Annotated in this window: 23 protein-coding genes; 22 read left to right on the forward strand and 1 reads right to left on the reverse strand. The window is 45.9% G+C overall.

Features of this window, described 5'->3' with window-relative positions; translation table 11 throughout:
* Positions 1-27 precede the first annotated feature (27 nt).
* From H7T88_RS12185 to H7T88_RS12205, 5 genes are all read left to right on the forward strand, one after another.
* Positions 28-1,314: an aminotransferase class III-fold pyridoxal phosphate-dependent enzyme gene (locus H7T88_RS12185; protein ID WP_221788648.1), complete on the forward strand. Its 1,287-nt coding sequence runs from the start codon at positions 28-30 to the stop codon at positions 1,312-1,314.
* A gap of 44 nt (positions 1,315-1,358) precedes the next feature.
* Positions 1,359-2,390, forward strand: a complete 1,032-nt coding sequence (locus tag H7T88_RS12190; protein WP_221788650.1) for a zinc-dependent alcohol dehydrogenase — start codon at positions 1,359-1,361, stop codon at positions 2,388-2,390.
* A gap of 84 nt (positions 2,391-2,474) precedes the next feature.
* Positions 2,475-3,767, forward strand: a complete 1,293-nt coding sequence (locus tag H7T88_RS12195) for an MFS transporter (protein ID WP_221788651.1) — start codon at positions 2,475-2,477, stop codon at positions 3,765-3,767.
* A 79-nt stretch (positions 3,768-3,846) separates the two neighbouring features.
* On the forward strand, positions 3,847-4,440 hold the full coding sequence (locus tag H7T88_RS12200) for a DUF1349 domain-containing protein (protein WP_221788654.1): 594 nt from the start codon (positions 3,847-3,849) through the stop codon (positions 4,438-4,440).
* 40 nt (positions 4,441-4,480) lie between these two features.
* A complete protein-coding gene (locus H7T88_RS12205) occupies positions 4,481-5,122 on the forward strand; it encodes an HAD family hydrolase (RefSeq protein ID WP_221788656.1) in 642 nt (213 codons plus the stop codon).
* Between the two features lie 4 nt (positions 5,123-5,126).
* Here the strand turns inward: H7T88_RS12205 and H7T88_RS12210 are convergent, their stop codons facing one another.
* Positions 5,127-5,942: an AraC family transcriptional regulator gene (locus tag H7T88_RS12210; RefSeq protein WP_221788657.1), complete on the reverse strand. Its 816-nt coding sequence runs from the start codon at positions 5,940-5,942 to the stop codon at positions 5,127-5,129.
* 235 nt (positions 5,943-6,177) lie between these two features.
* On the opposite strand from H7T88_RS12210, the gene H7T88_RS12215 reads away from it, so the two are divergent.
* The 17 genes from H7T88_RS12215 to H7T88_RS12295 all read left to right on the forward strand — a co-directional run bounded on the left by H7T88_RS12215 (position 6,178) and on the right by H7T88_RS12295 (position 24,272).
* Positions 6,178-7,311, forward strand: a complete 1,134-nt coding sequence (locus H7T88_RS12215) for an NAD(P)/FAD-dependent oxidoreductase (RefSeq protein WP_221788658.1) — start codon at positions 6,178-6,180, stop codon at positions 7,309-7,311.
* A 24-nt stretch (positions 7,312-7,335) separates the two neighbouring features.
* Entirely contained in the window at positions 7,336-7,584 is a 249-nt protein-coding gene (locus H7T88_RS12220; protein ID WP_221788659.1) for a hypothetical protein, read from the forward strand.
* A 46-nt stretch (positions 7,585-7,630) separates the two neighbouring features.
* Positions 7,631-8,173, forward strand: a complete 543-nt coding sequence (locus H7T88_RS12225; RefSeq protein WP_221788660.1) for a GNAT family N-acetyltransferase — start codon at positions 7,631-7,633, stop codon at positions 8,171-8,173.
* Between the two features lie 105 nt (positions 8,174-8,278).
* Positions 8,279-8,956 (forward strand): response regulator transcription factor, encoded by a 678-nt coding sequence (locus H7T88_RS12230; RefSeq protein WP_221788661.1) that lies wholly within the window; start codon positions 8,279-8,281, stop codon positions 8,954-8,956.
* Positions 8,949-10,319, forward strand: a complete 1,371-nt coding sequence (locus H7T88_RS12235; protein WP_221788662.1) for a sensor histidine kinase — start codon at positions 8,949-8,951, stop codon at positions 10,317-10,319. The genes H7T88_RS12230 and H7T88_RS12235 overlap by 8 nt, the downstream gene beginning before the upstream one ends.
* A 181-nt stretch (positions 10,320-10,500) precedes the next feature.
* Positions 10,501-12,684, forward strand: a complete 2,184-nt coding sequence (locus H7T88_RS12240; RefSeq protein WP_221788663.1) for a serine hydrolase domain-containing protein — start codon at positions 10,501-10,503, stop codon at positions 12,682-12,684.
* 120 nt (positions 12,685-12,804) lie between these two features.
* Positions 12,805-14,523: an ABC transporter ATP-binding protein gene (locus H7T88_RS12245; protein WP_221788664.1), complete on the forward strand. Its 1,719-nt coding sequence runs from the start codon at positions 12,805-12,807 to the stop codon at positions 14,521-14,523.
* A 179-nt stretch (positions 14,524-14,702) separates the two neighbouring features.
* The gene (locus tag H7T88_RS12250) at positions 14,703-15,164 is read left to right on the forward strand and encodes a MarR family winged helix-turn-helix transcriptional regulator (protein ID WP_260510866.1); all 462 of its coding nucleotides are present in this window, start codon (positions 14,703-14,705) and stop codon (positions 15,162-15,164) included.
* Positions 15,161-16,264 (forward strand): threonine aldolase family protein, encoded by a 1,104-nt coding sequence (locus H7T88_RS12255; protein ID WP_154958656.1) that lies wholly within the window; start codon positions 15,161-15,163, stop codon positions 16,262-16,264. The genes H7T88_RS12250 and H7T88_RS12255 overlap by 4 nt, the downstream gene beginning before the upstream one ends.
* A 235-nt stretch (positions 16,265-16,499) precedes the next feature.
* Entirely contained in the window at positions 16,500-17,309 is an 810-nt protein-coding gene (locus H7T88_RS12260) for a class I SAM-dependent methyltransferase (RefSeq protein ID WP_260510867.1), read from the forward strand.
* Between the two features lie 54 nt (positions 17,310-17,363).
* Complete coding sequence (locus tag H7T88_RS12265; RefSeq protein ID WP_221788665.1) at positions 17,364-17,993, forward strand: pentapeptide repeat-containing protein; 630 nt, start codon at positions 17,364-17,366, stop codon at positions 17,991-17,993.
* A gap of 105 nt (positions 17,994-18,098) precedes the next feature.
* Positions 18,099-19,646, forward strand: coding sequence for a DEAD/DEAH box helicase (locus tag H7T88_RS12270; protein WP_221788667.1), 1,548 nt, complete (start codon positions 18,099-18,101; stop codon positions 19,644-19,646).
* A 106-nt stretch (positions 19,647-19,752) separates the two neighbouring features.
* The gene (locus H7T88_RS12275) at positions 19,753-20,106 is read left to right on the forward strand and encodes an MmcQ/YjbR family DNA-binding protein (RefSeq protein WP_221788668.1); all 354 of its coding nucleotides are present in this window, start codon (positions 19,753-19,755) and stop codon (positions 20,104-20,106) included.
* Positions 20,107-20,174: 68 nt separating this feature from the next.
* Positions 20,175-21,077, forward strand: a complete 903-nt coding sequence (locus H7T88_RS12280) for an alpha/beta hydrolase (RefSeq protein ID WP_221788670.1) — start codon at positions 20,175-20,177, stop codon at positions 21,075-21,077.
* A gap of 186 nt (positions 21,078-21,263) precedes the next feature.
* The gene (locus H7T88_RS12285) at positions 21,264-22,421 is read left to right on the forward strand and encodes a type III polyketide synthase (protein WP_221788672.1); all 1,158 of its coding nucleotides are present in this window, start codon (positions 21,264-21,266) and stop codon (positions 22,419-22,421) included.
* Complete coding sequence (locus H7T88_RS12290) at positions 22,408-23,136, forward strand: SAM-dependent methyltransferase (protein WP_221788674.1); 729 nt, start codon at positions 22,408-22,410, stop codon at positions 23,134-23,136. The genes H7T88_RS12285 and H7T88_RS12290 overlap by 14 nt, the downstream gene beginning before the upstream one ends.
* Entirely contained in the window at positions 23,133-24,272 is a 1,140-nt protein-coding gene (locus tag H7T88_RS12295) for an NAD(P)/FAD-dependent oxidoreductase (protein ID WP_221788676.1), read from the forward strand. The genes H7T88_RS12290 and H7T88_RS12295 overlap by 4 nt, the downstream gene beginning before the upstream one ends.
* The last annotated feature ends 106 nt before the right edge of the window (positions 24,273-24,378 follow it).

Consider the following 24,378-nt stretch of genomic DNA (forward strand, 5'->3'; position numbering starts at 1 on the left):
TATTAAGCCTTAGGGAGGTACTTCAAAGTGAGCGATGGAAAAAGCACGCTGGATCGTGCCGCAAGATTCACTCAAAATCTGGAGTGGCTGGAGAAGGTTGAAAAAGTTATTCCGAGCGGGTGCAGTACACTAGCCAAAGCGCCAGAACGCTTATTTCCGGGACATACCCCGGTCTGCTGTGCGGAAGCATATCATTCCCGATTCACAGACATTGACGGTAATGAATGGCTGGATTGTGAGATGGCCATGGGCACGGTTCCTTGGGGGCATGCCAGACGAGAAATTCAGCTTACGGTCATTCATCAGTTGAAAAAAGGGACAGGCTTTTCACTCCCAGCGGATATTGAACTGGAGTGTGCCGAGTTAATTCTGGAGCGGTTCGAGGGACGTTATCCGTCCCTGCGCTTCACCAAGAGCGGTGCAGATGCGGTAAGCGGAGCGGTGCGGCTGGCCCGTGCGGGAAGTGGTAAAAGCAAGGTCATTGCAACAGCTTACCACGGGTGGCATGACTGGTCCGCGTATGGTTATTACGGCAGTCAGACCAAAGAACGCGGCATTCCGGTGGATATTGAGCGTTCCACGATTTGGGTGAATAAGCCTTCCTATACTAACATTCGGGAACACACTTCATCCATGGATGATATCGCTTGTATTGTCTTGTGCCCCAACGAGTGGAATAAGGAAGAACTGAAGAAAGTAGTGAATTTATGCCGTTCCTTAGACATCATTATTATCTTTGACGAGGTTACTTCGGGAATTCGAATGGGCAAACAGGCGACTGCAGGAGAGTATGACATCTGGCCGGACTTACTCTGCATTTCCAAGGGCATGGCCAACGGACTTCCGCTTGCAGCAGTAATGGGGCCAGAGCATCTCATGTCCCTCGCAGGACAGGTGCGATTTAGCAATGCGCATTCCAGCGAGACAACAGCACTTGCGGCGGCTATTGCTTGCGAAAGGTTAATAAAAAATGCAAAAGTCTGGCCCACTTGGCGTGAACCCGCTACACGGATCATGAAACGACTGGAATCGGAACTTGTGCTGCTTGGTCTCACGGAACAATTAGCCTTAAAGGGAACCTACGCGAGCTTTTACATCCAATCTTTGGATGAGCAAAATTTTCAGACGGACCCGTTCCGCGAATTTATGGTGAAGAAGATGGCTCATTACGGCATTTTCACCAAAGGTTACTTTATTTTCTCGGATACGCATACGCGGGAGGAATTGATTTGGGTGGAGGATGCACTGCTTCAGATCTTGTCGGACTGGAAAGAAATGCAGAAGCTTGAACATCTGAAATATGCCAATCTGTAAGGAAAGTAACACGAAAATTTATGATATGACCAGGAGGATATCTCATGAAAGCACTCGTATATCAAGATTTGAAACAGGTGGAGCTACAAGAGATTGAGGAGCCTAGCATTCAAAGACCGAATCAGGTCAAAGTGAAAATCTATGGATCAGGGATCTGTGGAACAGATTTGAACATTGTTAAAGGTAAAGTCCCAGCAAATAAAGGAACCGTTATCGGTCACGAGGGTGTAGGGACTGTGGTCGAGGTGGGAGATGAAGTACGGGGTATTAGCGTAGGAGATCGGGTTCTCGTGGACCCGACGCAATCTTGCGGACACTGCTCGTATTGCCGCGAAGGCTTGTTCATTTACTGTGAAAATTTCGATGACTACCAAGTAGGAATGACCACACACGGAACGTTTGCCGAATACTTTGTGGGAGATGAAAAATATATCTATCCTATTCCCGATTCCATGAGCTGGGAAGCGGCCATGATGATTGAACCTCTGGGTTGTGTGTTGCAAACATTCATGAAAGCAGGCGTGAAGCCAAGTGATTCTGTACTCGTGCTGGGGTCAGGCGCCATTGGTTCGCTGTGTCAGCTGGTGAGCAAACGACTGGCAAGACTTACGGTGGGAACTGAGATTGATCCTTATCGCAAACAATTCGCAGAAGGGATCGCTGATTATGTTTACTATCCTGAGGATCTAACACTGGACAAAGTATATGAGATCAACAATAACAAAAAGTTTGATATTGTTGTCGATGCTGTAGGGAATCAGCTTCATGTCGGATTTGAGATGATTGCTAAAGGCGGCCGGATCATTCCAATGGGGTATGACGACAGTTACGAAGTGACTTTTAAATCAACCCATGTCATTAACGATGGACTCAGTATTATTGGTGCGGTAGCTGTACACTCCATGATCAGCACGGCGTTGAAATTCGCGCAAAGCATTCCTGAGCTAGAGCAGATGGTAACAGCCAAAGAATTTTTGACGGACTATGAGCAAGCTTTCAATGGCACCATCGGTTATGACCTGCGAAGCGGGGAGAAGCTGCCGATGAATTCGGTGAAGACCGCATTGATTCTGTAATAATGTAGATATTGTGGGGTTCTCCGCTGTGACCAGTGAGGTATAAGGCGTTAAGCGCAAGTGAGATGTGTTTTCGATTGGATCTTGCAGGTTACAGCGGAGCGATCCGCAGAGAGAAAGAAGGGATATGGAGTGAAGCTGCTTCGGGATTTGCCGAGAAATCCGCGGTATTCCATTTTACTAGAACCGGTGTGGGCCATTCCGGGAACGATTGTTTTGTTTTACGCTCCTTTGTATATGAAAGAGGCCGGTTTGTCCGACATTGAGATAGGCATCATTAATTCGGTGAATCTGTATTTTGCCTTCATTTTTCAACTATTTGCAGGGTCAGTGACCAATAAGCTGGGACGTAAACGAACGACACTGATCTTTGATTTACTCGCCTGGAGTGTACCCATGTTCATCTGGGCATTTTCACAAAATTTCTGGCTGTTTCTCATGGCTTATTTGCTCAATGCGACATCAAAGTTTGTCACGGTCTCTTTCAATTGTCTGATCATTGAAGATGTAGAAGAACATAAACGATCCAAGGTATTCGCCATGTTGAACATGATTATTACCGGTGCGGGAGTGCTTACACCGATTGCGGGAGTTGTGATTGCAGACTTTGGCATCGCGCCTACGCTAGCAAGCATTTATTTTGTGGGCGGGCTGTTGATGACAGCGATGTTTTTTATTCGTAATCGCTACACGGAAGAGACTGAGGTTGGCAAGGAATTGATGGGCATACACAGCAAAACGCATGTATTTCGCAGCCTCGTCACCAGCCTTCGTCTGTTTGGAAGGTCGTTCTACAAGCGCAGGTTATTTCCGATCATTTTAATTACGGTATTGTCCAATCTGGTTCTACAGTTAAACTTCTTTCAGGTCATCTATTTTAAAGAGCAGTTAAGCTTTGGTGATCGAGTGATCTCGTTTGTTCCGGTCGTGACAGCGGTTACCGTTATGCTGCTCTATCTAGTTATTCTTCCGCGCTTGAAGCAGAGATCGGAAGAAAAGTATGTTAGCTTCTCCATTGTGCTTAGTACCGCGGGTGCTGTGTTATTTCTTCTGATTCCGGCCGGTAATATAGCGATGCTGTTTCTTACCCTTATTGTACTTGCTGCCGGGAACTTCATTCTGCAAACGTACCGTGATTCATTACTGATGAACCGACTGGGCACACATGAGAAGGCGGATATGTTCTCGGCTGTACAGACGGTTATGACGTTAACAGCAATACCTTCCGGGTATCTAACCGGGTTGCTGTATCATTATCATCCGGTCCTTCTGTTCGGCGTTATTCTTGCACTGTATATTTTCTTGATGATTACTATGTTGTTTTTACATGATCCACAGCAACGCCCCCAAGGGATAGAATCTTACAAAAATATGTAGAAGAAGGGCTTTTCTGTATGTTGCCGAATATATAAAACGGTAAAATGCAGTTAATAGTACAATCCTTGGGAGGTTTTGAATGATGAATGTAATGACAACGGAAGCAAGGGAGAAACTGAGCTGGATCAATGAGCCGCACAACTGGTCATATACGGATCAAGGTGGACTGATCATAGAGGCGCAAGCCGACTCGGATTTTTTCCAAGACCCGGCAGGCAAGCATATTCGAGCGACCGCACCATTCTTGTCGATGCCCGTGGCTGGTGATTTCGAAATGACTGCACAGCTGACGGTAGAGATGAAGCATCAATATGATTCCGGTTGTTTGATGGTGATGGTCGACGAACGTAACTGGTGCAAACTGTGTTTTGAATATGATGGTAAGGCCGCAACGATCGTATCTGTCGTTACACGCGATGGTTCATCCGATGATTGTAACTCGACAGAGGTGCCTGTGTCAGATCCTTACCTGCGTATACGAAAAGTGGAGGGATGTCTGTCCTTCTTTTACTCTCCCGATGGGGAAGAATGGAAGTTAATTCGATACTTTGGCATGCCGATGGATGGAGAGCTTAGAGCTGGAGTTGTTGCTCAGTCACCGACCGGCACGGGTTGCACTTGCCACTTTTTATCCGTAAGCATGACCCAGCCGGATTTGACTGCACGCTTCTGATCCGTTTCTCCAGCGATGGCTGAGAGAGAGGAATAGAACAATGGTACAGAAGTTAAAAGCATTTATATTTGATTTTGACGGCCTGATTGTCGATACAGAAACGCCTTGGTATTATGCTTTTCGTGATATTTATGAAGAGCATGGTGTGGAGCTGGGACTTGAGCTTTGGTCTAAAAACGTAGGCACCTCCTTCGAGGAATTTCATCCGTATCGATATCTGGAGCAGATGTTGCAAAAAGAGATCAATCATGAGCAAGTCCGCTTGCTCTCTGAACAGAAGTACGAAGCATATTTGGGACAAGCAAGCATACTCCCGGGCGTACTTGAATTACTGGACGCTGCCCGGGAGAAGGGAATTCGGCTTGCGGTTGCTTCGAGCTCCACTCGTGATTGGGTACACGGGTACTTGCAAAAGCTTGGGTTGTTTGATTATTTTGAAGTCATTCATACCTCGGATGATGTGAAACGGGTGAAACCTGACCCGGAGCTGTACCTGCTGACGCTGCAGAAACTTGGTGTGGAGGCAGATGAGGCGATTGTTTTTGAGGATTCTCCCAATGGACTAAAGGCAGCAAATGCCGCAGGTATCCGTTGTTATATCGTGCCGAACGAGGTAACACGCGGTTTGGAATTCACCATGCATGAACGGCGGTTATCCTCGCTGGCTGAGATGAAGATATGATTTTTTATCTCTGAAACTTTTTGCGCAGTTCAATGGGTGAGATGCCTTCATATTTTTTGAACACGGAACCGAAATAACTGGCACTGTTAAAACCGACGGCTTTTGCAATCTCATGTGCGGTGATATCCTCTTGCTGCACAAGCATCTCCTTGGCCTTAAGCAAGCGATAGCGAACCAGGTAATCGAGTGGAGTCATATGGAACTCTTTTTTAAAGATGCGGTTCAGATGTTGCTCGGTCACATTCATCTGATCCGCGAGTAGGGAGAGGGAGAGATCTTGTTGATAGTTTTCTTTGATAAAAGCAACAAGCTCTGTCAGACGCAACCGAGCCTCAGAGCGCTCTACCTTGCTGTAGCGTTCACTCTCAATGGTTAAACGAACCAAAAGAGTATAGAGCAGTGTAGAACCATGCCAGATATAATCCTTGTGATGGGACTGTAGCGCCAGTGTGATCTCACGTAACAGGAGGCCAAGTATGCCTTCCGGTTTGAAGGCGCGCAGTTCCCCGATCTGCAAGGAGTGCAGGAAACGCGGCAAAATGTAGCCATTAAACGACAAACAATCAAACTGTAATGTGTTACTTGAATTGTTATAACGGTAGGGAACTTCAGGAAACATGATAAGCGCTGTTCCTTTCCGAACAGAAAGCTCGAGATTTTTGGCAGCGATTCTCCCTGTTCCGCCGATGCATTGTACAATGGTGTAATCCCGTGAATGGTCGCTCCAATCCATTAATTCATTAACGGTTAACCGGTTTTGCCCAGTAATCATGAGAGGCATATCGGGCACTAGCAGATTTCCCATGTTAGGTTTCAGCATCGTTGAATAATTCCTCTTTTCGTTAAAAGGTCTTGTGCAGGTAGCATGATTAGAGCGTGAAAGAAACCTGAATAGAATTATATTACATAAATGGGAGTATTTTAAATGAATCAACATCTTAACATCGTATTTTACCGATAACGGTATCTGCGTTATCCAGGTGACTCAGCTTGCCAACAGAATGCCAAAAAGGGTACGCTATATAGATGAATGAACGAAGGAAAGGAATACTCGCATGAAAAAAGTCATCGTAGTCGGAGCGGGCATATTAGGAGCATCAACAGCCTATCATTTAGCAAAATCAGGAGCAGAAGTGCTGCTTATCGATCGGAAAGATGCAGGGCAGGCCACGGATGCGGCTGCTGGTATCATCTGTCCTTGGTTGTCTCAGCGTAGGAATCAGGATTGGTATCAGCTAGCCAAAGCAGGTGCTCGTTATTACCCTGAGCTTATAACCGAATTAGAACGTACTGGGGAAACCGAGACGGGGTATGCACAGACAGGCGCACTCAGCATACATACGGATCAGGAGAAGATTAACAAAATGGCGGAGCGTGCCAAGTTGCGCAGGGAAGATGCGCCTGAGATTGGTACAATCACATGTCTGGATGAAAACGAAACCCGTGAACGGTTCCCTTTACTTGGGGAAGGTTATTCATCTGTACACATCAGCGGTGCTGCGCGTGTGGATGGAAGAGCGCTGCGTGATGCATTGATCCGCTCTGCACAGCGGCACGGCGCTCGTCTGATTGAGGGAGAAGCCAGAGTGCTCTATGAGAATGAGCAAGTAACTGGTGTTGAAGTGCAATCGAAGCATTATGTCGCGGATCGTGTGGTTGTGTGTGCAGGTGCGTGGGCGAATGAGTTAATGAAACCACTGGGGATTCTTTTTAACGTCCATTATCAGAAGGGTCAGATTGTGCATTTGCGTACTTCTAATCAGCAAAATACAGAAGAGTGGCCTGTCATTATGCCGCCTACTGATCAGTATTTACTTGCGTTTGCAGATCAGAAAATAGTTATTGGCGCCACACATGAAAATGATGTTCACGGTTACGATACACGAATTACTGCTGGAGGCATGCAAGAAGTGTTGAACAAGGGTTTAGAGCTGGCACCTGAGCTTGCAGGCAGTACACTTGATGAGGTTCGTGTAGGTTTTCGCCCGTTCACCCCAGGATTTTTGCCCGTTATGGGACATGTCCCGGGATGGTCAGGTCTGATCACAGCTAATGGATTGGGTGCTTCCGGTCTAACCATGGGGCCTTATATTGGTAGTCAGCTTGCCAAATTGGCGTTAGACATGGCACCGGATATCAACATGGACGCGTATAATGTAAGTAAAGCGATTGAGTCGAAGGCAGAATAATAGCTGCATGAATGAGGTGAGCAAATGACGTATTCACAGCGTTTATCAGGCGGAGTAAGCCTGTCCGAAGTATTGTATCTGGAACAGCAGATCGATCATATAAAAGAAGAACACGTTGCAGCTGTTGAAAAACTGAAGCAGTATGAACAAGTCGCAGAGAACGAGCAGACAAAGGTTTTACAGAAAAAGATTGCTGACGCGAAACAACATGTGAATATGCTGTCAGCTCGGCTTGAAGAGCTGGAGAATACATTGGATGAACTAGTGGATTAGGCCGTTTTCAGATGACTTGAACTGAACTTCTAAGGAGTAACTTGAGATGAAATATGAGGCGGAACGAATTTATATCAGAGCTTGGACGTTAGAAGATGCTACGTTGCTTCAGGAGTTTCAAATGGGCAATAGAGAAGATATAGAGAGGACTTCGGCTGGTCATCGAGATGAAGCATTTTATAGTCTGGATGGACAGACCCGTCTGATTGAGACATGGCTTGAGCTGAGAAAAGAAGGAAAACGACATTCTTTTGGCATTTTTCTTAAAGATACCGATGAACTGGTGGGCGAAATCTCATTATTTCGAATTGAACTGAACGGTGCAGATAAATGGGTGATAGGTTACGCAACCGATCGGCAACACCACGGTAAAGGATATATGAGCGAAGCGTTGAAACGTGTGCTTCAATATGCCAAACATGAGATGAGCATTACGCATGTTGAAGCTGGTGCTGTTCCAGACAACATCGGCTCCATTCGTGTGCTTTTGAAAGCAGGCTTCCAGGAAAGTGGCACACACGATGTACCTATTCAAGGAGTGATGAAAAAACATACGATGTTCACGATATCTCTGACGGATGTGGAATAAGCAAAGAGGATCGAATGAGATTGCAAAGATCGAGGATTCACTAAATTAACAAACTGGCGATATAAATGCATAACAATTCGTATAATGTTGCCGAAGGAGAAGCATATGGCTACCATATTAGTTGCAGACGATGATGCGAATATTCGTGAGCTGGTCTGCTTGTTTTTGCGAAATGACGGATTCGACACCGTAGAGGCTGTGGACGGCCATCAGGCGCTAACGCTATACAAGGAACGTCACATTGACCTAGTGGTACTGGATATTATGATGCCAGTGATGGACGGGTGGGCTTTGTGCAGAGAATTGAGACAAATGAACGCAGATCTACCCTTACTTATGTTGACAGCTAGAGGTGAGACATGGGAAAAGGTAAAAGGTTTCGAACTGGGAACAGATGATTATTTAACAAAACCATTTGACCCGTTGGAGTTAACTGTACGTGTAAAAGCTCTGCTGAAACGATACAAGATTGGCTCCACGCATATGATTCAGTTTGGGGACGTGACACTGGATCGTCAGAGTTACAAAGTTATTCTGGGTACAGAGTCGTTAACTTTGCCACTCAAGGAATTTGAATTGTTATACAAGCTGGCCGGAACACCGGGGCAGGTCTATACACGAGAGCAATTGATCGATCAGATCTGGGGGCTGGATTACACAGGGGATGATCGGACAGTGGACGTACATATCAAACGTTTACGTGAACGGTTTGCGACGACGCCTGATTTTCAGATTGAAACGGTTCGTGGTTTAGGATATCGGTTAGAGGTCAAGCATGATTAAGTCTTTGTATATCCGGGTTGTTGTGACTTTTCTCATTTCTGTGATTGCCGGGACCGTAATTGCTTTCCTCTTATCCACCTGGATTTTTGAAGATCAGCTCAATGAGAATTCACATATCAACATACGCAACTTCGGTCAGGATGTTGTACAGATATACAAAACGCTGCCACTCTCCGAAGCGGATGCATTCGTCAACAACATGAAGCAGCTCGATCTTTACTATATTCGGATGTATGAGCCGTCAGGACAGTTCCAAACGTACGGAAAGGCTATAGATCATAAGCCGATTTCAGTGACGGAAGAGCAACTTCAGAAAGTACTTGGAGGAGCCGTGGTGGAGGCGACTCCGAATGGTCTTGGTACAGTTCTACTGGGATTGCCAGTCCAGACTGCTGGCGGGACTCGAGCCATGTTTCTGGAGACGCTGTCGCCGCCTGCTGCCGCTGCTGTGATTCAATGGGGTACAATCTTTGCCACCTCATCTCTGGCCGCCGGAAGTCTGATCATTCTGATTGCTTCCATGTTTTTGGTTAGACCCATCAAAAAATTAACCCAGGCAACCAAACGTATCGCAGCAGGTGATTTCAATGTAAAACTGAATATTAAGCAATCTAGTGAACTGGGCACGCTCGCTCGCAGTTTCGAAGATATGATGAAGGATCTACAGCAACTGGAGCAGATGAGAAGAGAGTTTGTAGCCAACGTCTCACACGAGGTACAATCACCACTTACTTCCATATCAGGCTATGCTCAGGCTTTGAAAAATGTAGAGTTACCAGATCAGGAACGAGGACGGTATCTCGACATTATTATTTCTGAGGCAAAACGCATGTCTAAAATGAGTGATAATTTGCTTAAGCTCAGTATGCTGGAATCACAATCTCATCAGTTGCAACTCGCCACGCGTGATCTTGATGAACAGATCCGAAGGGTTATCGTTGCATTACAGCCCCAATGGTCCGCTCGAGATATTCGTTTTGAGCTGGATTTACAGAAGGTTCAAGTCATCGCAGATCACGATCAGTTGAATCAGGTATGGACGAATATTCTCAGCAATGCGATTAAGTTTTCAGAGAATAAAGGCGTAATTCACGTCAGGATGGAACGGGATGTCAGGACTGTAACAGCATATATAACGGATGAGGGAATTGGTATTCCTCTTGAGGATCAAAAGCGTATTTTTGAGCGCTTCTTTAAGGCCGATCGTTCCCATAGTCGGAAATATGATGGTAGCGGGATGGGGCTTGCGATCGTGAAACAGATTATTTCGTTACATAAAGGGGATATCGCGGTGGAGAGTAAAATGGGCCAAGGAACAACATTTATAGTAAGCTTGCCAATTAGTCCACCGACGGCAGGATAGTCAACTTCTTTTTGTGTGGTTCTTTGCTACGTTCATGTACAAGTTCGCTTGTATGTGACGTAGCTTTTTTAGTTTGTTCATGTTCCGTTCATATAGACTTCATGAAGAGTACATCTGAATCAATTAAGCTTGTTTCATATCGAGAGGTGAAGGTCTGACCACAGAACAGGAGGAGATGTGAATGATAACCCAAGATATCAAGATCAACAAGGGCATGATCAAAACAACAGTTAAGAAACGGACTTCAATTGTTGCGTTGAGTCTGATGATAATCATGTTAACACCAGGTACTATTATGGCTGCACCTTCTGTCACTAAGAGCAATGACCTGATGTATGAGACTACCAAAAAAACAGTGGTGGAGAAGGCTAGCCTACTTACCGAAATATACGGGACAACCAGTGTACAGTATGCTCTTATGGATCAGGGAGAGATTATAGTCTCTGGCCAGACAGGCAAAAATGATTCCAAAGGGGAAGTTCCACTCACATCCGATACCATCTATGGCATAGGGTCGACTAGTAAAATGTTTCTTACAGCATCTGTGATGAAGCTTGTTGACGAAGGCAAGGTAGATCTGGATCAACCAGTGACGCGTTATATTCCAGAATTTAAGATGAAAGATCAACGTTATAATCAGATTACACCACGCATGTTATTGAATCATTCGGCGGGTCTTCTTGGTACTTCAAGTCACAATGCAACCTTGTACGGGGATAATGATACGCTCTCACATGATACGTTCTTGGATCAACTAGCAACGCAGCATCTAAAGGCAGAGCCAGGTGTATATTCGGTATATTCTAACGATGCTTTTACATTAGCTGAACATCTGGTTGAGAGAGTCAGTGGGTTGAGCTTTACGGCATATATACACAAACATTTTACAGAGCCCTTGAAAATGGAGCATACGAAAACACCGCAGGATGTGGTTAACCCGGCAAATATGGCGGGAATCTATTCACCGCTGTATAAAGGTCAGCTCCCTCAAGAGAATTATAATATCATCGCTACCGGAGGCATATATTCCACCGCTAAGGATCTTGTGAAATTTTCGCAAATCTTCACAGGTGAGGTTAAAGGGATTCTTTCTAGTGAATCAGTACATGCCATGGAGCAAAAAGAATACAAGAGAGGCATGTGGCCAGAAGAGAGTGATTCCTCTATCTCTTATGGATTAGGGTGGGATAGTGTGAACTTGTTCCCATTCAATGATTATGGCATCAAGGCGGTTACAAAAGGTGGAGATACGGTGTCATACCATTCATCCCTCATCGTGCTTCCAGAGCATAATCTGGCTGCAGCCGTTACTTCTTCAGGAGGTTCGAGCGCAATTGACCAATTGATAGCGAGCGAACTGTTACTTAGCGCACTCGAGACCAAAGGTATCATTCAAGAACGCATACCTGAAAAGTCGTTTGGCATGCCTGTAAAGGCGGATATGCCAAAAGAGATGTCTGAGTATGCGGGAATCTATGGTGGCAACAATTCGGTTATGAAGGTGGATGTAGGTTCTACTGGAGAACTGTCGATAACTCCCCAAATGGTTCCGAATAGTCCTTCGGATCAATATATCTATACGTCGGATGGAACGTTTGTTAATAAGGAAGGCACAAAAAAATTAAAATTTGTTAAAGAGTCAAATGGTCATATCTACTTGTGGTCTCGATCCTATCTGTCTATACCTGGCTTAGGACAACTTGCTTTCTCGGAATATACGGCACAAAAGCTCGAAAACAATGAATTGCCTAAGGATATTCAGGCGGCATGGGATCAGCGTGATGGGCAGCGGTATTATTTGATGAATGAAAAATATACCTCCACGGCATATCTCCATTCTTCAGCAATCATTCCATTGGATACAGGGAATGGCGTTCCCGGGTATATGATCAACCACAAAATTGTTGGAGCCGACCATGCAGTGAACCAACTCCAGATTCCCGGCATGGCTGGCAGGGATGCGAGGGATATTTACTTTTCCAGAAAAAATGGTATAGAGTATATTCATTTTACAGGCTATGAATACGCCAGTGAAGAGATTGTGCAGACACTTTACAGTGGCAATCAATCTAAGATAACGATCCAGCCAGAAGGTTATAACAGATGGTTCTCCGTGCCATCAGCTGCCGTAGGTCAGGTTATGACAGTGAAGATGCCTGCAAATGCCGCCTTTGCTGTATATGATCAGACAGGAGTTTGTGTGAATCATACAGTGGTTAGTGGCAAGAATGAGGTTATTCTACCTGAAAACGGGCGTATTGTATTCGCGGGTGAGACAGGTTCTCGATTTGAAGTTTCATTGAAAAAAAAGAAAGCGTATTCGCACGTATTTACAGAATCAACATGTAAAAAGTCTTCTCTATGATATGGGGGAGGCTTTTTAGCTATCGATCAACGAGAATAGGTTTACATGTTTTGGAAGACTGTATAGAATGGTATACACTGTATAACGAAATATGAATGTGGAGAGTGAGTGTGAATCGAAATGCTTCGTCGTTTTTTTTCGTATTACCGACCGTATAAAAAACTGTTTTTGATCGATTTTGGCTGTGCTGTATTTGCGGGTTTGCTGGAGCTGGCATTTCCGCTTGCGGTTAGTAAGTTTATCAATGAACTGCTACCAGGCCAAGACTGGCCGCTGATTTTACTGGCATGTATCGTGCTGTTATCGATCTATGCACTCAATACGGTATTGAACTACGTTGTTACATACTGGGGGCATATGCTGGGCATCAACATCGAAACGAATATGCGGGAGAAAATGTTCGCTCACCTGCAGAAGCTTTCGTTCCGGTTCTTTGACAATCGCAAAACCGGGCATCTGATCGGTCATCTCACGAATGACCTCAATGATATTGGCGAAGTGGCCCACCACGGACCAGAAGATGTATTCATCGCCGTGATGACGCTGATTGGCTCATTCTGGCTGATGGCCAATATCAATCTGGAGCTGGCTTTGCTGACATTTATCATCATTCCGATTATGGCATGGGTGATCATTGTATTCGGTGGTCGAATGACCAAAACGTACCGCAGACTTTTCGGAGACGTCGGTAACTTCAATGCACGTATTGAAGACAACGTAGGCGGGATGCGTGTCGTTCAGTCTTTTGCCAATGAAGATCATGAGAAAAAGCTGTTTGCTGTAGATAATGCCAATTTCCGTCTAACCAAACTGCTCGCGTACAAAACGATGGCGAAAAGCATCTCGGTCAGTTATATGATGATGCGTCTGGTGACCGTGTTTGTGATGATCAGCGGAGCGTGGTTCTACATCGATGGCAGAATCAACATGGGCGATTTCATGGCGTTCCTGCTCTTGTCGAATATTTTCTTCCGCCCGATCGAGAAGATTAATGCCGTGATTGAGAGTTACCCGAAGGGGATCGCGGGGTTCAAACGTTACCTGGAGATCATCGACACCGAGCCTGAGATTGCGGATCGCAAAGAGGCGGTCGAATTGCGTGAGGTGAAGGGAGAGATCCGTTTCGAAAATGTGTCGTTTGGTTACGAGTCCAGTCGGCGTATCTTGAATCAGATTAGCTTGTCGGTTCGTCCTGGGGAAACCGTTGCTTTCGTCGGGCCTTCAGGTGCAGGGAAAACGACGATCTGTAGCTTGCTTCCGCGCTTTTATGAAGTAGAAGAAGGCCGAATTACGGTGGATGGGATGGATATTCGAGACATTAAGTTGCAATCTCTACGTAAACAGATCGGGATCGTGCAGCAGGATGTATTTCTGTTCTCGGGTACGATCAAGGAAAATATCGCATATGGCGATCTGACCGCAACCGAGGATCAGATCTGGGAGGCGGCTCGCCGTGCTTCACTGGAAGAACTGATTCTGAGCTTGCCTGACGGCATGGACACAATTATTGGAGAACGTGGGGTGAAGCTGTCTGGAGGGCAAAAACAACGTCTGTCCATCGCCCGCATGTTCCTCAAAAATCCGCCCATTCTAATTTTGGATGAAGCGACATCTGCCCTGGATACGGAAACAGAAGCACTCATTCAGCAATCTCTCGCCGAATTGTCGGTAGGCAGAACAACGTTGGTGATTGCTCACCGACTGACCACGATCAAAAATGCAGATCGTATTATCGTGGTGAACACCGATGGCATCGCTGAACAAGGTAATCACGAAGAGTTGGTTGCTGCCGGAGGTATCTACAGCCGCCTGCATCAGGTTCAACACAATCACTCCTAGGTTGGGAATTTCAACAAATTGATTCAAATTCATTAAAGTTGCCGCGCAATGCGCGGCTTTTTTGTGTTTTTTTAGATATTCGATGTCTGGAGATGTTGAACTGGAAGAATAATGTTGACAGTGTCCACAATCCTGACTAATATAATGTTGACAATGTCCACTAAAAGGGAGGTTTCGTAATGAGCTCTCAACATATTCAACCGGAAGTTCTGGCAGACATGCGGCGGTTTAACCGTTTTTATACCAATATTCTCGGGGTGCTTGATAAGCATATTCTCGGAACAGGATATTCTTTTGCCGAGGTACGCGTCATCATCGAGATTGGCATGCGCGGCGAAAGCATTGCGAACAACCTGGTCGATACCCTCACCATTGATCGCAGCTATATGAGCCGCATCGTGAACAAGCTGACGAAGGAAGGGTTACTCATTAAGGTAGATTCCACAGAAGACAGCCGGGTTAGCCTCATTCGCCTGACGGAAAAAGGGCAAGTGTTGTTTAATGAGCTGAATGACCGATCCGACCAGCAGATTATGAAATTAATGCAAAATTTAAACGAAGAAGAGATTCAAGAGGTATATGCCTCTATGATGAACATCCAAGAGAAGCTGAACAAGAAAGCAGGAGAGAGAGCACGATGATACGATTTGAATGTGATTATAACGAAGGTGCGCACGAACGCATTTTGCAGCGATTAATGGAAACCAATATGGAGCAAACGAGTGGTTACGGCACAGATGATCATTGTGAGCGTGCACGTATGCTGATCCGGCAGGCCTGCGGTCAAGAAGAGGCAGATGTACATTTTCTCGTCGGAGGTACACAGACCAACACAACGGTAATTGCATCTATTCTTCGTCCACATCAAGGCGTCATTGCCGCGGTATCTGGCCATATTGCTGTTCATGAGACAGGTGCGATTGAGGCGACAGGACACAAGGTGCTGACGGTTCCGAGTCCGGACGGCAAAATTACGGCTGCGCAAGTGAAAGCTGTCTATGATGCACATGCACAGGAATCGTCACCAGAGCACAGTGTGCAACCGGGCATGGTATACATATCCCAACCGACCGAGTATGGCACAATGTATAGCAAAGCTGAACTTGAAGCGCTGTATGCAGTAAGCAAGGCGTGTGGTCTGCCATTTTTTGTGGATGGAGCACGTCTCGGTTATGCTCTTGCATCCAAAGATTGTGATATGACGATGGCCGATCTTGCTCGACTCTGCGATGTATTTTATATTGGCGGAACCAAAATTGGTGCATTGATGGGTGAGGCAGTTGTTATTCTCAATGATGCGTTGAAACGCGATTTTCGTTATATTATCAAGCAAAAGGGTGGATTATTGGCGAAAGGAAGACTTCTAGGTATTCAGTTTGAAACGTTGTTTGAAGATGGTCTGTATCTCGAAATTTCCCGTCATGCCGTAGATATGGCTTTGAAAATTTATGATATCCTTAAGCAACATGGTGTGCAGTTCTTGTATGATTCTCCAACGAATCAGCAGTTCCCGATTTTGCCGGATTCCTTGCTGGCACAATTGAGCCAAGACTACACATTTACATTTTGGGAAAAGGTTGACCATTCCCGCAGTGCCGTTCGCTTCTGTACCAGTTGGGCCACTCGTCCAGAAAACGTAGAAGCACTAACGCGTGATATTGTATCACTGCTGCAGAAGGATAAAGATCCAGCTGAATTCGCTGAAGCGGTTGCGGTGTTAGAGACAGCGGCAATGGTATAATTAGAGGCGTGCATACGATCATTCTATAGCTAATTATAGGATGAGATGTGCCTAAGATAGAAATGGAGAGTGTCTTGCAGGTGAGATGTAACCTGTAGGGCACTTCTTTTTATTTTATATGGAAATGATCCAATCCGGATTTTATGTAGAAGTGGTTAGATTAGATTGACATCATTCTCTGATTGATTTAAGTTATTGTAGATACTTTATGTCTTTAATATGAAGGAGAGATGTTATGCAACCGGAAGAGAAATCCTTTTCAACGAATAATTCACTGGCTGGGAATCAGTCTGCTTTTTCTTTAAATGAATCAACTCAAGCGATCCAAACTCTACAAGCGATGCTTCCTATACAATCCATGCCTCTCCTAACGATGTTACAGCCATCTCCAGGAGAACGGATTCTGGATTTGGGATGTGGGAATGGCATACTGACAGCTAAAATTGCGGCAACCGGAGCGATCACCACCGGAATTGATTTTTCGAAAGAGAGTATTGCGCAGGCTATGGAGAAACATCCCGGACTGGATTTTCAGATCGCAGACGCTGCTCATTATCGGACAAAGGAACGTTATGACGCTGTATTTTCTCATGCTGCATTTCACTGGATGGCTGATGCTCCAGCTGCCTTGAAAACCGTGCAATTAGCGTTAAAGAAAGGAGGACGTCTTGTTACTGAGTTTGCAGGAAGCGGTAATACGGCGATCCTTCTTCATGCGGTTCGGGACGAGTTGCTCACAAGAGGATACACATGGGAAGGGCGGAATCCGTGGTATCACCCTACTGTGGGGGAATTTTCAAGCTTACTGGAGCAACATGGATTTCGAGTGTTATTCATACAGCATACCGACACGATGAGGCCGCTGAAACAAGGAGTCCGTCAATGGCTGAGCAGCTTTGCATCGTATCTGTTCCATGATATTGAAAGAGCGGAGCAGGAGATGATTATGGGGATCGTCGAAAAGAAAGTAGAACCGTTGCTTTATCATGATGGGCAGTGGAATCTGGATATCTCCAGATTGCGAGTTGTCGCTGTAAAAGGTTAACGAACGAGAATAGCCCGGCTGGCATAAACCACACAAAAATCCGAGGAGGCTCGCATGAAAATAGAGAAACCCAAGCTGACCTTGCAGTTGCTTGAATCTGAACCGACCTATACTTTGGATTCGAAGACAGAGTACAAGGACAGACTGTTTGAACATATGACACTGGACATGCTGGAGGTGAGCAAAGCATCATTCGAGAACGTGGTGTTCCGGCATGTAACCGTTCTGGAGTCATCACTTGAACATTGTGAGTTTACGGATGTGCGGTTCGAGCACTGCGACTTTTCCAATGTGAATCTGCAAAATACGTTTATGCATCGCACGGAGTGGGTCAATTGCAAACTGGTCGGCACGGACTTTTCCGGCAGCAGGTGGCAGAACGTTAGCATTCTGCAGAGTATATGTGACTATAGCAATTTCCGTTTTACCCATCTTAAACAAGTGCAGTACCTCGAATGTAGTATGATCGGTGCAGACTTTGCCTATCTGAAATTACAGAAGATCGCATTCGGTGCGTGTAGACTGGATCAGGTGACGTTTACCGGAACACCAATGAAAGGATTGGACCTCAGTGATAGTGAATTTGATGCTCTTGTTCTTACGCTGGAGGACCTGGCCGGGTGCGCAATCGCACCGCATCAAGCTGCAACGTTTGCCGGATTAATGGGACTGATCATCAAATAACGTTCAAAAAGATATACAGAATCGTGATTTAGTGTTATCCTTAACTGTTACGTGTGACATAAAGATTCGTTTTATGTAGAGATGTGCGTAGATGAAGGAGATAACATGACATTTCAGGAATTAAATATTATCCCTCCGATTTTGGAAGGATTGAAAAAAGCAAATTACAGTAAACCTACTCCGATTCAGGAGCAATCCATACCTGCCGTGCTTGCGGGCAGAGATTTACTTGGTTGTGCGCAGACGGGAACAGGTAAGACAGCGGCATTTTCGGTGCCCATTATCCAGTTGTTGAGTCAAGGCAGCAAGCAGAAACAAGGGTCTCCCGGTAAACAGTCAGATCAAAAAGTAAAATCCGTCCGCGCGATTCGCTCACTGATCTTGTCCCCAACAAGGGAGCTAGCCATTCAAATATCCGATAATATTAAAATGTACAGCAGATACACCGACATTCGCTCTGTGGCAATTGTCGGGGGCGTATCTCAAAAAGTACAGGAACGCGCGTTGCAACAAGGAGCAGACATTATCATTGCTACACCTGGACGCCTGATGGATCTGGTGAATCAGAAGCAGATTGATCTGAGCAAAGTAGAGATTCTTGTACTCGATGAAGCTGACCGTATGCTCGATATGGGTTTTATCCACGATGTGAAGCGCATCATCGCCAAGATGCCGAACAAAAAACAGACTTTATTCTTCTCAGCAACTATGCCGCCAGAGATTGTGAAGATGGTGCAAACACTATTGGTGAACCCTGTGAAAGTGGAGATTACCCCGGTATCATCAACGGTAGATCGTATTCAACAGTCTGTATATTTGCTGGAGCAAGGCAAAAAACAGAACATGTTAAATCATATTTTGCAAGATAAATCGATTGCTACTGCACTGGTGTTTACTCGTACGAAACGCGGAGCAGATCGGGTCACGCGAGATTTGGCCAAAATTAATGTAACGGCGCAAGCGATTCACGGCAACAAGTCACAGAACGAACGCCAACGGGCGCTGAATAATTTTAAAAGTGGTGTAACTCGTGTGCTGGTCGCAACTGATATTGCCGCGAGAGGTATCGACGTGGAGGAGTTGACTCATGTCATCAACTTCAATCTGCCGAACATCCCTGAGACGTATGTCCACCGTATTGGACGGACAGGCCGAGCGGGGAAAAGCGGGATGGCGATCTCGTTCTGTGAGAAGGATGAACTTCCTTTCCTGAAAGATATCGAGAAAGTTATCAAAAAATCGATTCCCGAAGTGAAGGATCATCCTTACCCGATGACGAACATGCCTGTGTTTGTACCAATGAATCAAACGAATCAAGGTAAACGGACAAAGCCAAATTCCAGAACAGCTGACAGTAGATCTGGATTTAATCGCGCTACTGCGGATAAACCGGCGAAATCCAAAGCCAATCCGGCGCGTAAGCCAAAGTCCGAATGGTTTACCAAACGAGACAAAGTAGCATCCGGTGGTAGAAGCGAAGAGCGTAGCTCGAATGGTTCACGTTCCGGACGTAGCGACAACCCTCAAGCCAAAGTTAAGGGTGCATCGTCATCTGAGAGAGTGCGTAAAGCAGATCATAGCCAAACAGGTAGCCGTTCTTCCTATCAGAGCCAACAGCGCCGTAGCAAAACGCGCAATGATAAAGTTAATTAACATACTAGGAACGAAGCCTTCTCCGATCTATTGGAGGAGGTTTTCTTTGTGTAAGGCTTCGATTAAAATGGAAGATAAACGAGTTCAGTTTAGAGGGGGAAATGTTGTGACTAATAGTATTATGAATTATTGTCTTGGCAAAAAAGGTGCTGTGAAGGAATTTCCATTCGGGCCTGAAGCGGCAGTGATTAAGGTAGCCGATAAAATGTTTGCACTTCTGTTTGAAGGCAATGGAGAGAACAGTCGTTTGAATCTGAAATGTGATCCGATCATTGCGGAGAACCTGAGAGAGCAGCATGAGGCTGTTATTCCCGGTTACCACATGAATAAAAAGCACTGGAATACCGTTAAACTGGATGGTTCCCTACCGAATGAGGACATATATGCCATGATTGATCACTCCTATGACTTGATCGTGCAGAAGCTTCCAAAGAGGATTCAGGAGACACTGAGCGAATAGATTTAGTGAGACCAGATACGGTTGTAGCAGTTTTCGGAATACACAAAGATGATGAGGAGTGTATGTGAATGGATCAACAGCAGCAGATCGCCATGGTTCAACAAATGCGTCAGCAAAGCTCGGGAAATGATCAGAGTCTCCAACCAAGTCTTACATATGATGTTACTGTAAAAGAATACACGATTCCTACCTCCGCCGGAGAAACCCGGGTGTTGGTGTATGTGCCGAACCGCAAGAAGAACGAACAAGCCGTAACTTGGCCCGTGTTCTTTAACATGCATGGAGGCGGCTTTGTGCTGGGTCAGGCTGACGGGGACGACCCTTGGTGTCGTTTGATTGCAGATCGTGCAGCATGCCTCGTCGTAAACATTGATTATAAGTTAGCACCTGAACACAAATTTCCCACGGCTGTCCATGAGTGTTATGACGTCGTGAAATGGATGCATTCCAATGCAGATCAGTTCTCCGCTAATGCAGCTATGTTTGCTATTGGTGGTCATAGTGCGGGAGGCAATCTGGCAGCATCGGTATGCTTGCTGAATAGGGAACGTGGGGGCGAATTACCAATACTGCTCCAAATTATTGATTATGCTGTGCTGGACGTGGCTACAGAACCCGGGGAGAAACCTGACTTTCCGGAAGCTATCCCAGCCCATGTGGCTAGAACGTTTAATGCAATGTATTTATCAAAACCAGAGGATGCTTCGAACCCCTTAGCTTCTCCGTTGCTTGCCGAATCACTCTCTAATTTGCCTGAGGCTCTGATTATTACTGCGGAGAGAGATTCTCTAGCTGAAGAAGCGCGTGCATATGCCGCGAAGCTGGAAGCAGACGGTGTAAAGGTGACCCACAAAGAGTACGCAGGGGCAGTGCACGGTTTTACACATCATGGCGATGTTGAAATGGCTGAAGATGCTTGGTATTTGATGAGTGACAAGTTGAGGAACGTTTTTAGCCGCGCAGAAGTTTGATATAGAACGATGACGTTGAAGCCGCCTATGGGCGGCTTTTTTGTGTGAAGTTATAAAGTTCGTCAAACGGGGCTTCTGAGTATGTCATCATCTTAATAAAATATACAATTGGGGATTACAACTTTTTCATAAAGGGTAAGAGGTGTTAATTGCAGGTAATCATAACCAAAAAAACAGGAGGTTCATATGAATTCAAAACATTCTTTGAATGATATCGCCATTCTTGGCATGGGAACGGCTCTCCCCGTACACAAGGTAGCTCAGCCGGACATTGCGGAGCTTATCGCTTCTTCACTGCTTGATCGACCGGATTTGGCGAGGTTTGCCAAGCGAATTTTCAAATCTTGTGGTGTAGAGACACGGTATACCGTGGAACCGAGTTATCTTGGAACATTGGAAGAATGCCGTTATATCCCCTTAGGTGAACAGACAGATATTCCAACGACAAGGGAACGCATGGATACATACCAGCGGGAGGCGCTTCCTCTGGCGATCAGAGCAGCGGAAGAAGCGATGCAAGACGCGCAGATCTCTCCCGAAGCGATAACTCATATGATAACGGTTAGCTGCACCGGACAGTATCTGCCAGGACTAGATGTGCAACTGATCCAACATTTCGGACTTTCTGCTCGAGTGAACCGATTACCACTTATTTTCCAGGGTTGTGCAGCAGGATTAAAAGCAATCCAGATGGCTCGTGACGTCGTACAGGGTGCTCCAGGCTCGCAAGTGTTGGTTGTTTGCGTGGAATTATGCACGCTTCATTTCCAGCCGGTGCAAGATCGGGAGGCACTGTTTGCTGCGTCGTTCTTTGGAGATGCGGCTTCTGCATCCATCGTGGGTACGCCAGAAGCGCAGCACAGAGACTACCTGAGTCTGGGAACCGGCTATTCGGTGTTGCTACCGGATTCGACGGAGGACATGACGTGGAAAGTGGCCGATTACGGATATGATTTGCATCTGTCGCCACGCATCCCGAAGTTACTTGGCAATCATTTGCAAGAAGAACTGAGTCTTTTGCTGCAAAGTGAACAGCTCCCCGAACTATGGGCAATACATCCGGGCGGACGAGGAATCGTAGATTCTGTTCAGGAAGTGATGAATTTGAAGTCGGAACAGACGAAGTACAGTCGGGATGTTTTGAGAGATTACGGCAACTTGTCTTCGAATACGATCTTGTTTGTACTGCAAGCGATGCGCATGGATATGAAAAAGCAGGAACAATCCTCGACGGAAGGCGTAGCCATGGCTTTTGGTCCCGGACTTACTGCAGAATTAATGAAATTCACGTATGTTCCGGCGTTAACATCGGTCATGGAGGAGCAGGATCATGTCCTTCTTTAGGAGATTAAACAGTCGTGCCAAGGAAGAAGAGTTGATGGATGACTTTTCGATGGGTGGAGAAGAACTGCGTGAAGCGTTGCGACATTTACGGCGGTTGAACAAAATATTTGCTGCTCCTGGTCCCACTGTGTCCGGTGTGGAGAAGTTATGGAAATCCGTCGGTAAGCCGGATACCCTAACACTGCTGGATGTTGGTGCGGGTTCAGGAGATGTGAATCAGAAGCTATTACATTGGGCGAAAAAACAAGGGATAGATATGCAAATTACGCTAGTGGATCTGACCGAAGAGGCTTGTGAAGAAGCAAGACAGTTGTTTCAGAGCGAGCCTCGTGTTCGAGTACAGCGTGCCGATCTAACAGCGTTGCCTGATGATTCAGCCGATATTGTTACAGGCTCACAGTTCATTCACCATTTCGAAGGAGAACAGCTTGTGGACATGGTTGGTCATATGCTTCGTGCTTCGAGATATGGTGTGGTTATCAACGATATTCACCGTCATCCGGTGTCTTATAAAGCGGTATGGATTACAACAAGACTTATCTCGCGTAACCGTTATATTCGTCATGACGGACCGTTGTCGGTAGCCAAGGGATTTACAGATCAGGATTGGCAGGAACTCAAGCAGCGGTTGAACCATGACACGATGACCTATGAGTGGAAACCGTTATTCCGATATTCTGTGGTGATTCCGCGAAAGGGAGGCCTCGTAACATGATGAAATCAACCGATGTAATCATTGTTGGAGCTGGCATTGCGGGCAGTAGTTGTGCGATCGAACTGGCCAGGCAAGGTCATCGAACGTTGTTACTCGATCGGCAACAGTTTCCCAGACATAAAACATGTGGGGAGTTCATGTCACCTGAAACGAAGGAGATGCTGGAGCGTCTTGGCATTCATCTATTGAATCAGGAGAAGAGATCCAGCAGTATGGATCATGCTCGAATTACGATGCCGGATGGTGGTGAGATTGAAGCACCTTTGCCTGGATCTGCCTATGGAATAAGCCGATATGAGCTGGATCAACTACTGCATCAGCAGGCATATACCGCCGGGGCCGAAATTTTAACGAAAGTGAATATTGCTTCGATCCGGCAACTTGAAAATCAGAGTTATGAAGTCGAGGTGAAGCAGGGCAATGAACGGAGATGTTATCAAGCCAAGGCGGTTATCGGGGCATATGGCAGCAAAAAGTTGAGAGGAACAAGTAGCGAAGAAGGGGTTCGGGACGAGACGATATATGTCGGTGTCAAATCTCATTACAGAGGTATTAACATACCGGCGAGGGTAGAATTATATTTTTGTGATGGTGGTTATGTGGGCATATCCCCGATTGAAAACGACACGGTTAATGTTGCCGCATTGTTAACACTTGATTCTGTACAGGGGAGCGGCAAGTCCGTAACAGAGATTTTGCAGGCGGCCGCGATGACGAATGCAAATCTGACGGCTCGTTTAGCAGAAGGGGAAGCCATTCAGGGAACCCAAGTGTCTGTTGCGCCTTTGCAATTGTCTAATGTCCCGGAACCGTGGTCCGATTATCCGCATATTGGGGATACGATGATGGTCATTCCACCTCTGTGCGGAGACGGGATGTCCGTTGCCCTTCGTTCTTCAATCGTGTGCGCGCGGTGGACAGATGCATACCTTAAGGACGAGGTTGACTATACCACATGGCAAAGCGAGTATACACTCGAAGCGAATCGGGAGTTCGCACCATTGCTTCGAAGAGCCAGAACGATTCAAAATCTTGCCTTTGCTAAAACCAACCGCTTTTATCCTGCTCTAGCTCGAATGTTTCCTGGGCTTGCGACCTACGTTGTAAAAGCGACGAGACTGTCTGAGATGAAATAAGCTGCCGAGAGCAGCTTTTTGTCGTTACTACAGGTGTTCGAAACAAGGATTCACAACATTTTGTATGAAAAAGGAGCAGGACTCTTTGGCAAATTGAAAAATGCTC

This window comes from Paenibacillus cucumis (ex Kampfer et al. 2016) (assembly GCF_019748695.1).
In the GTDB taxonomy this organism is placed as follows: Bacteria; Bacillota; Bacilli; order Paenibacillales; family Paenibacillaceae; genus Paenibacillus; species Paenibacillus polysaccharolyticus.

What these genes read in the sequence shown, in the direction of transcription:
- H7T88_RS12290 (WP_221788674.1), top strand. Translation starts at nt 22,408, where the DNA reads ATGTCCTTCTTTAGGAGATTAAACAGTCGTGCCAAGGAAGAAGAGTTG.
- H7T88_RS12190 (WP_221788650.1), top strand. Translation starts at nt 1,359, where the DNA reads ATGAAAGCACTCGTATATCAAGATTTGAAACAGGTGGAGCTACAAGAG.
- H7T88_RS12205 (WP_221788656.1), top strand. Translation starts at nt 4,481, where the DNA reads ATGGTACAGAAGTTAAAAGCATTTATATTTGATTTTGACGGCCTGATT.
- H7T88_RS12295 (WP_221788676.1), top strand. Translation starts at nt 23,133, where the DNA reads ATGATGAAATCAACCGATGTAATCATTGTTGGAGCTGGCATTGCGGGC.
- H7T88_RS12210 (WP_221788657.1), bottom strand. Translation starts at nt 5,942, where the DNA reads ATGCTGAAACCTAACATGGGAAATCTGCTAGTGCCCGATATGCCTCTC.
- H7T88_RS12280 (WP_221788670.1), top strand. Translation starts at nt 20,175, where the DNA reads ATGGATCAACAGCAGCAGATCGCCATGGTTCAACAAATGCGTCAGCAA.
- H7T88_RS12235 (WP_221788662.1), top strand. Translation starts at nt 8,949, where the DNA reads ATGATTAAGTCTTTGTATATCCGGGTTGTTGTGACTTTTCTCATTTCT.
- H7T88_RS12270 (WP_221788667.1), top strand. Translation starts at nt 18,099, where the DNA reads ATGACATTTCAGGAATTAAATATTATCCCTCCGATTTTGGAAGGATTG.
- H7T88_RS12230 (WP_221788661.1), top strand. Translation starts at nt 8,279, where the DNA reads ATGGCTACCATATTAGTTGCAGACGATGATGCGAATATTCGTGAGCTG.
- H7T88_RS12245 (WP_221788664.1), top strand. Translation starts at nt 12,805, where the DNA reads ATGCTTCGTCGTTTTTTTTCGTATTACCGACCGTATAAAAAACTGTTT.
- H7T88_RS12255 (WP_154958656.1), top strand. Translation starts at nt 15,161, where the DNA reads ATGATACGATTTGAATGTGATTATAACGAAGGTGCGCACGAACGCATT.
- H7T88_RS12215 (WP_221788658.1), top strand. Translation starts at nt 6,178, where the DNA reads ATGAAAAAAGTCATCGTAGTCGGAGCGGGCATATTAGGAGCATCAACA.
- H7T88_RS12265 (WP_221788665.1), top strand. Translation starts at nt 17,364, where the DNA reads ATGAAAATAGAGAAACCCAAGCTGACCTTGCAGTTGCTTGAATCTGAA.
- H7T88_RS12220 (WP_221788659.1), top strand. Translation starts at nt 7,336, where the DNA reads ATGACGTATTCACAGCGTTTATCAGGCGGAGTAAGCCTGTCCGAAGTA.
- H7T88_RS12250 (WP_260510866.1), top strand. Translation starts at nt 14,703, where the DNA reads ATGAGCTCTCAACATATTCAACCGGAAGTTCTGGCAGACATGCGGCGG.
- H7T88_RS12240 (WP_221788663.1), top strand. Translation starts at nt 10,501, where the DNA reads ATGATAACCCAAGATATCAAGATCAACAAGGGCATGATCAAAACAACA.
- H7T88_RS12200 (WP_221788654.1), top strand. Translation starts at nt 3,847, where the DNA reads ATGATGAATGTAATGACAACGGAAGCAAGGGAGAAACTGAGCTGGATC.
- H7T88_RS12225 (WP_221788660.1), top strand. Translation starts at nt 7,631, where the DNA reads ATGAAATATGAGGCGGAACGAATTTATATCAGAGCTTGGACGTTAGAA.
- H7T88_RS12260 (WP_260510867.1), top strand. Translation starts at nt 16,500, where the DNA reads ATGCAACCGGAAGAGAAATCCTTTTCAACGAATAATTCACTGGCTGGG.
- H7T88_RS12285 (WP_221788672.1), top strand. Translation starts at nt 21,264, where the DNA reads ATGAATTCAAAACATTCTTTGAATGATATCGCCATTCTTGGCATGGGA.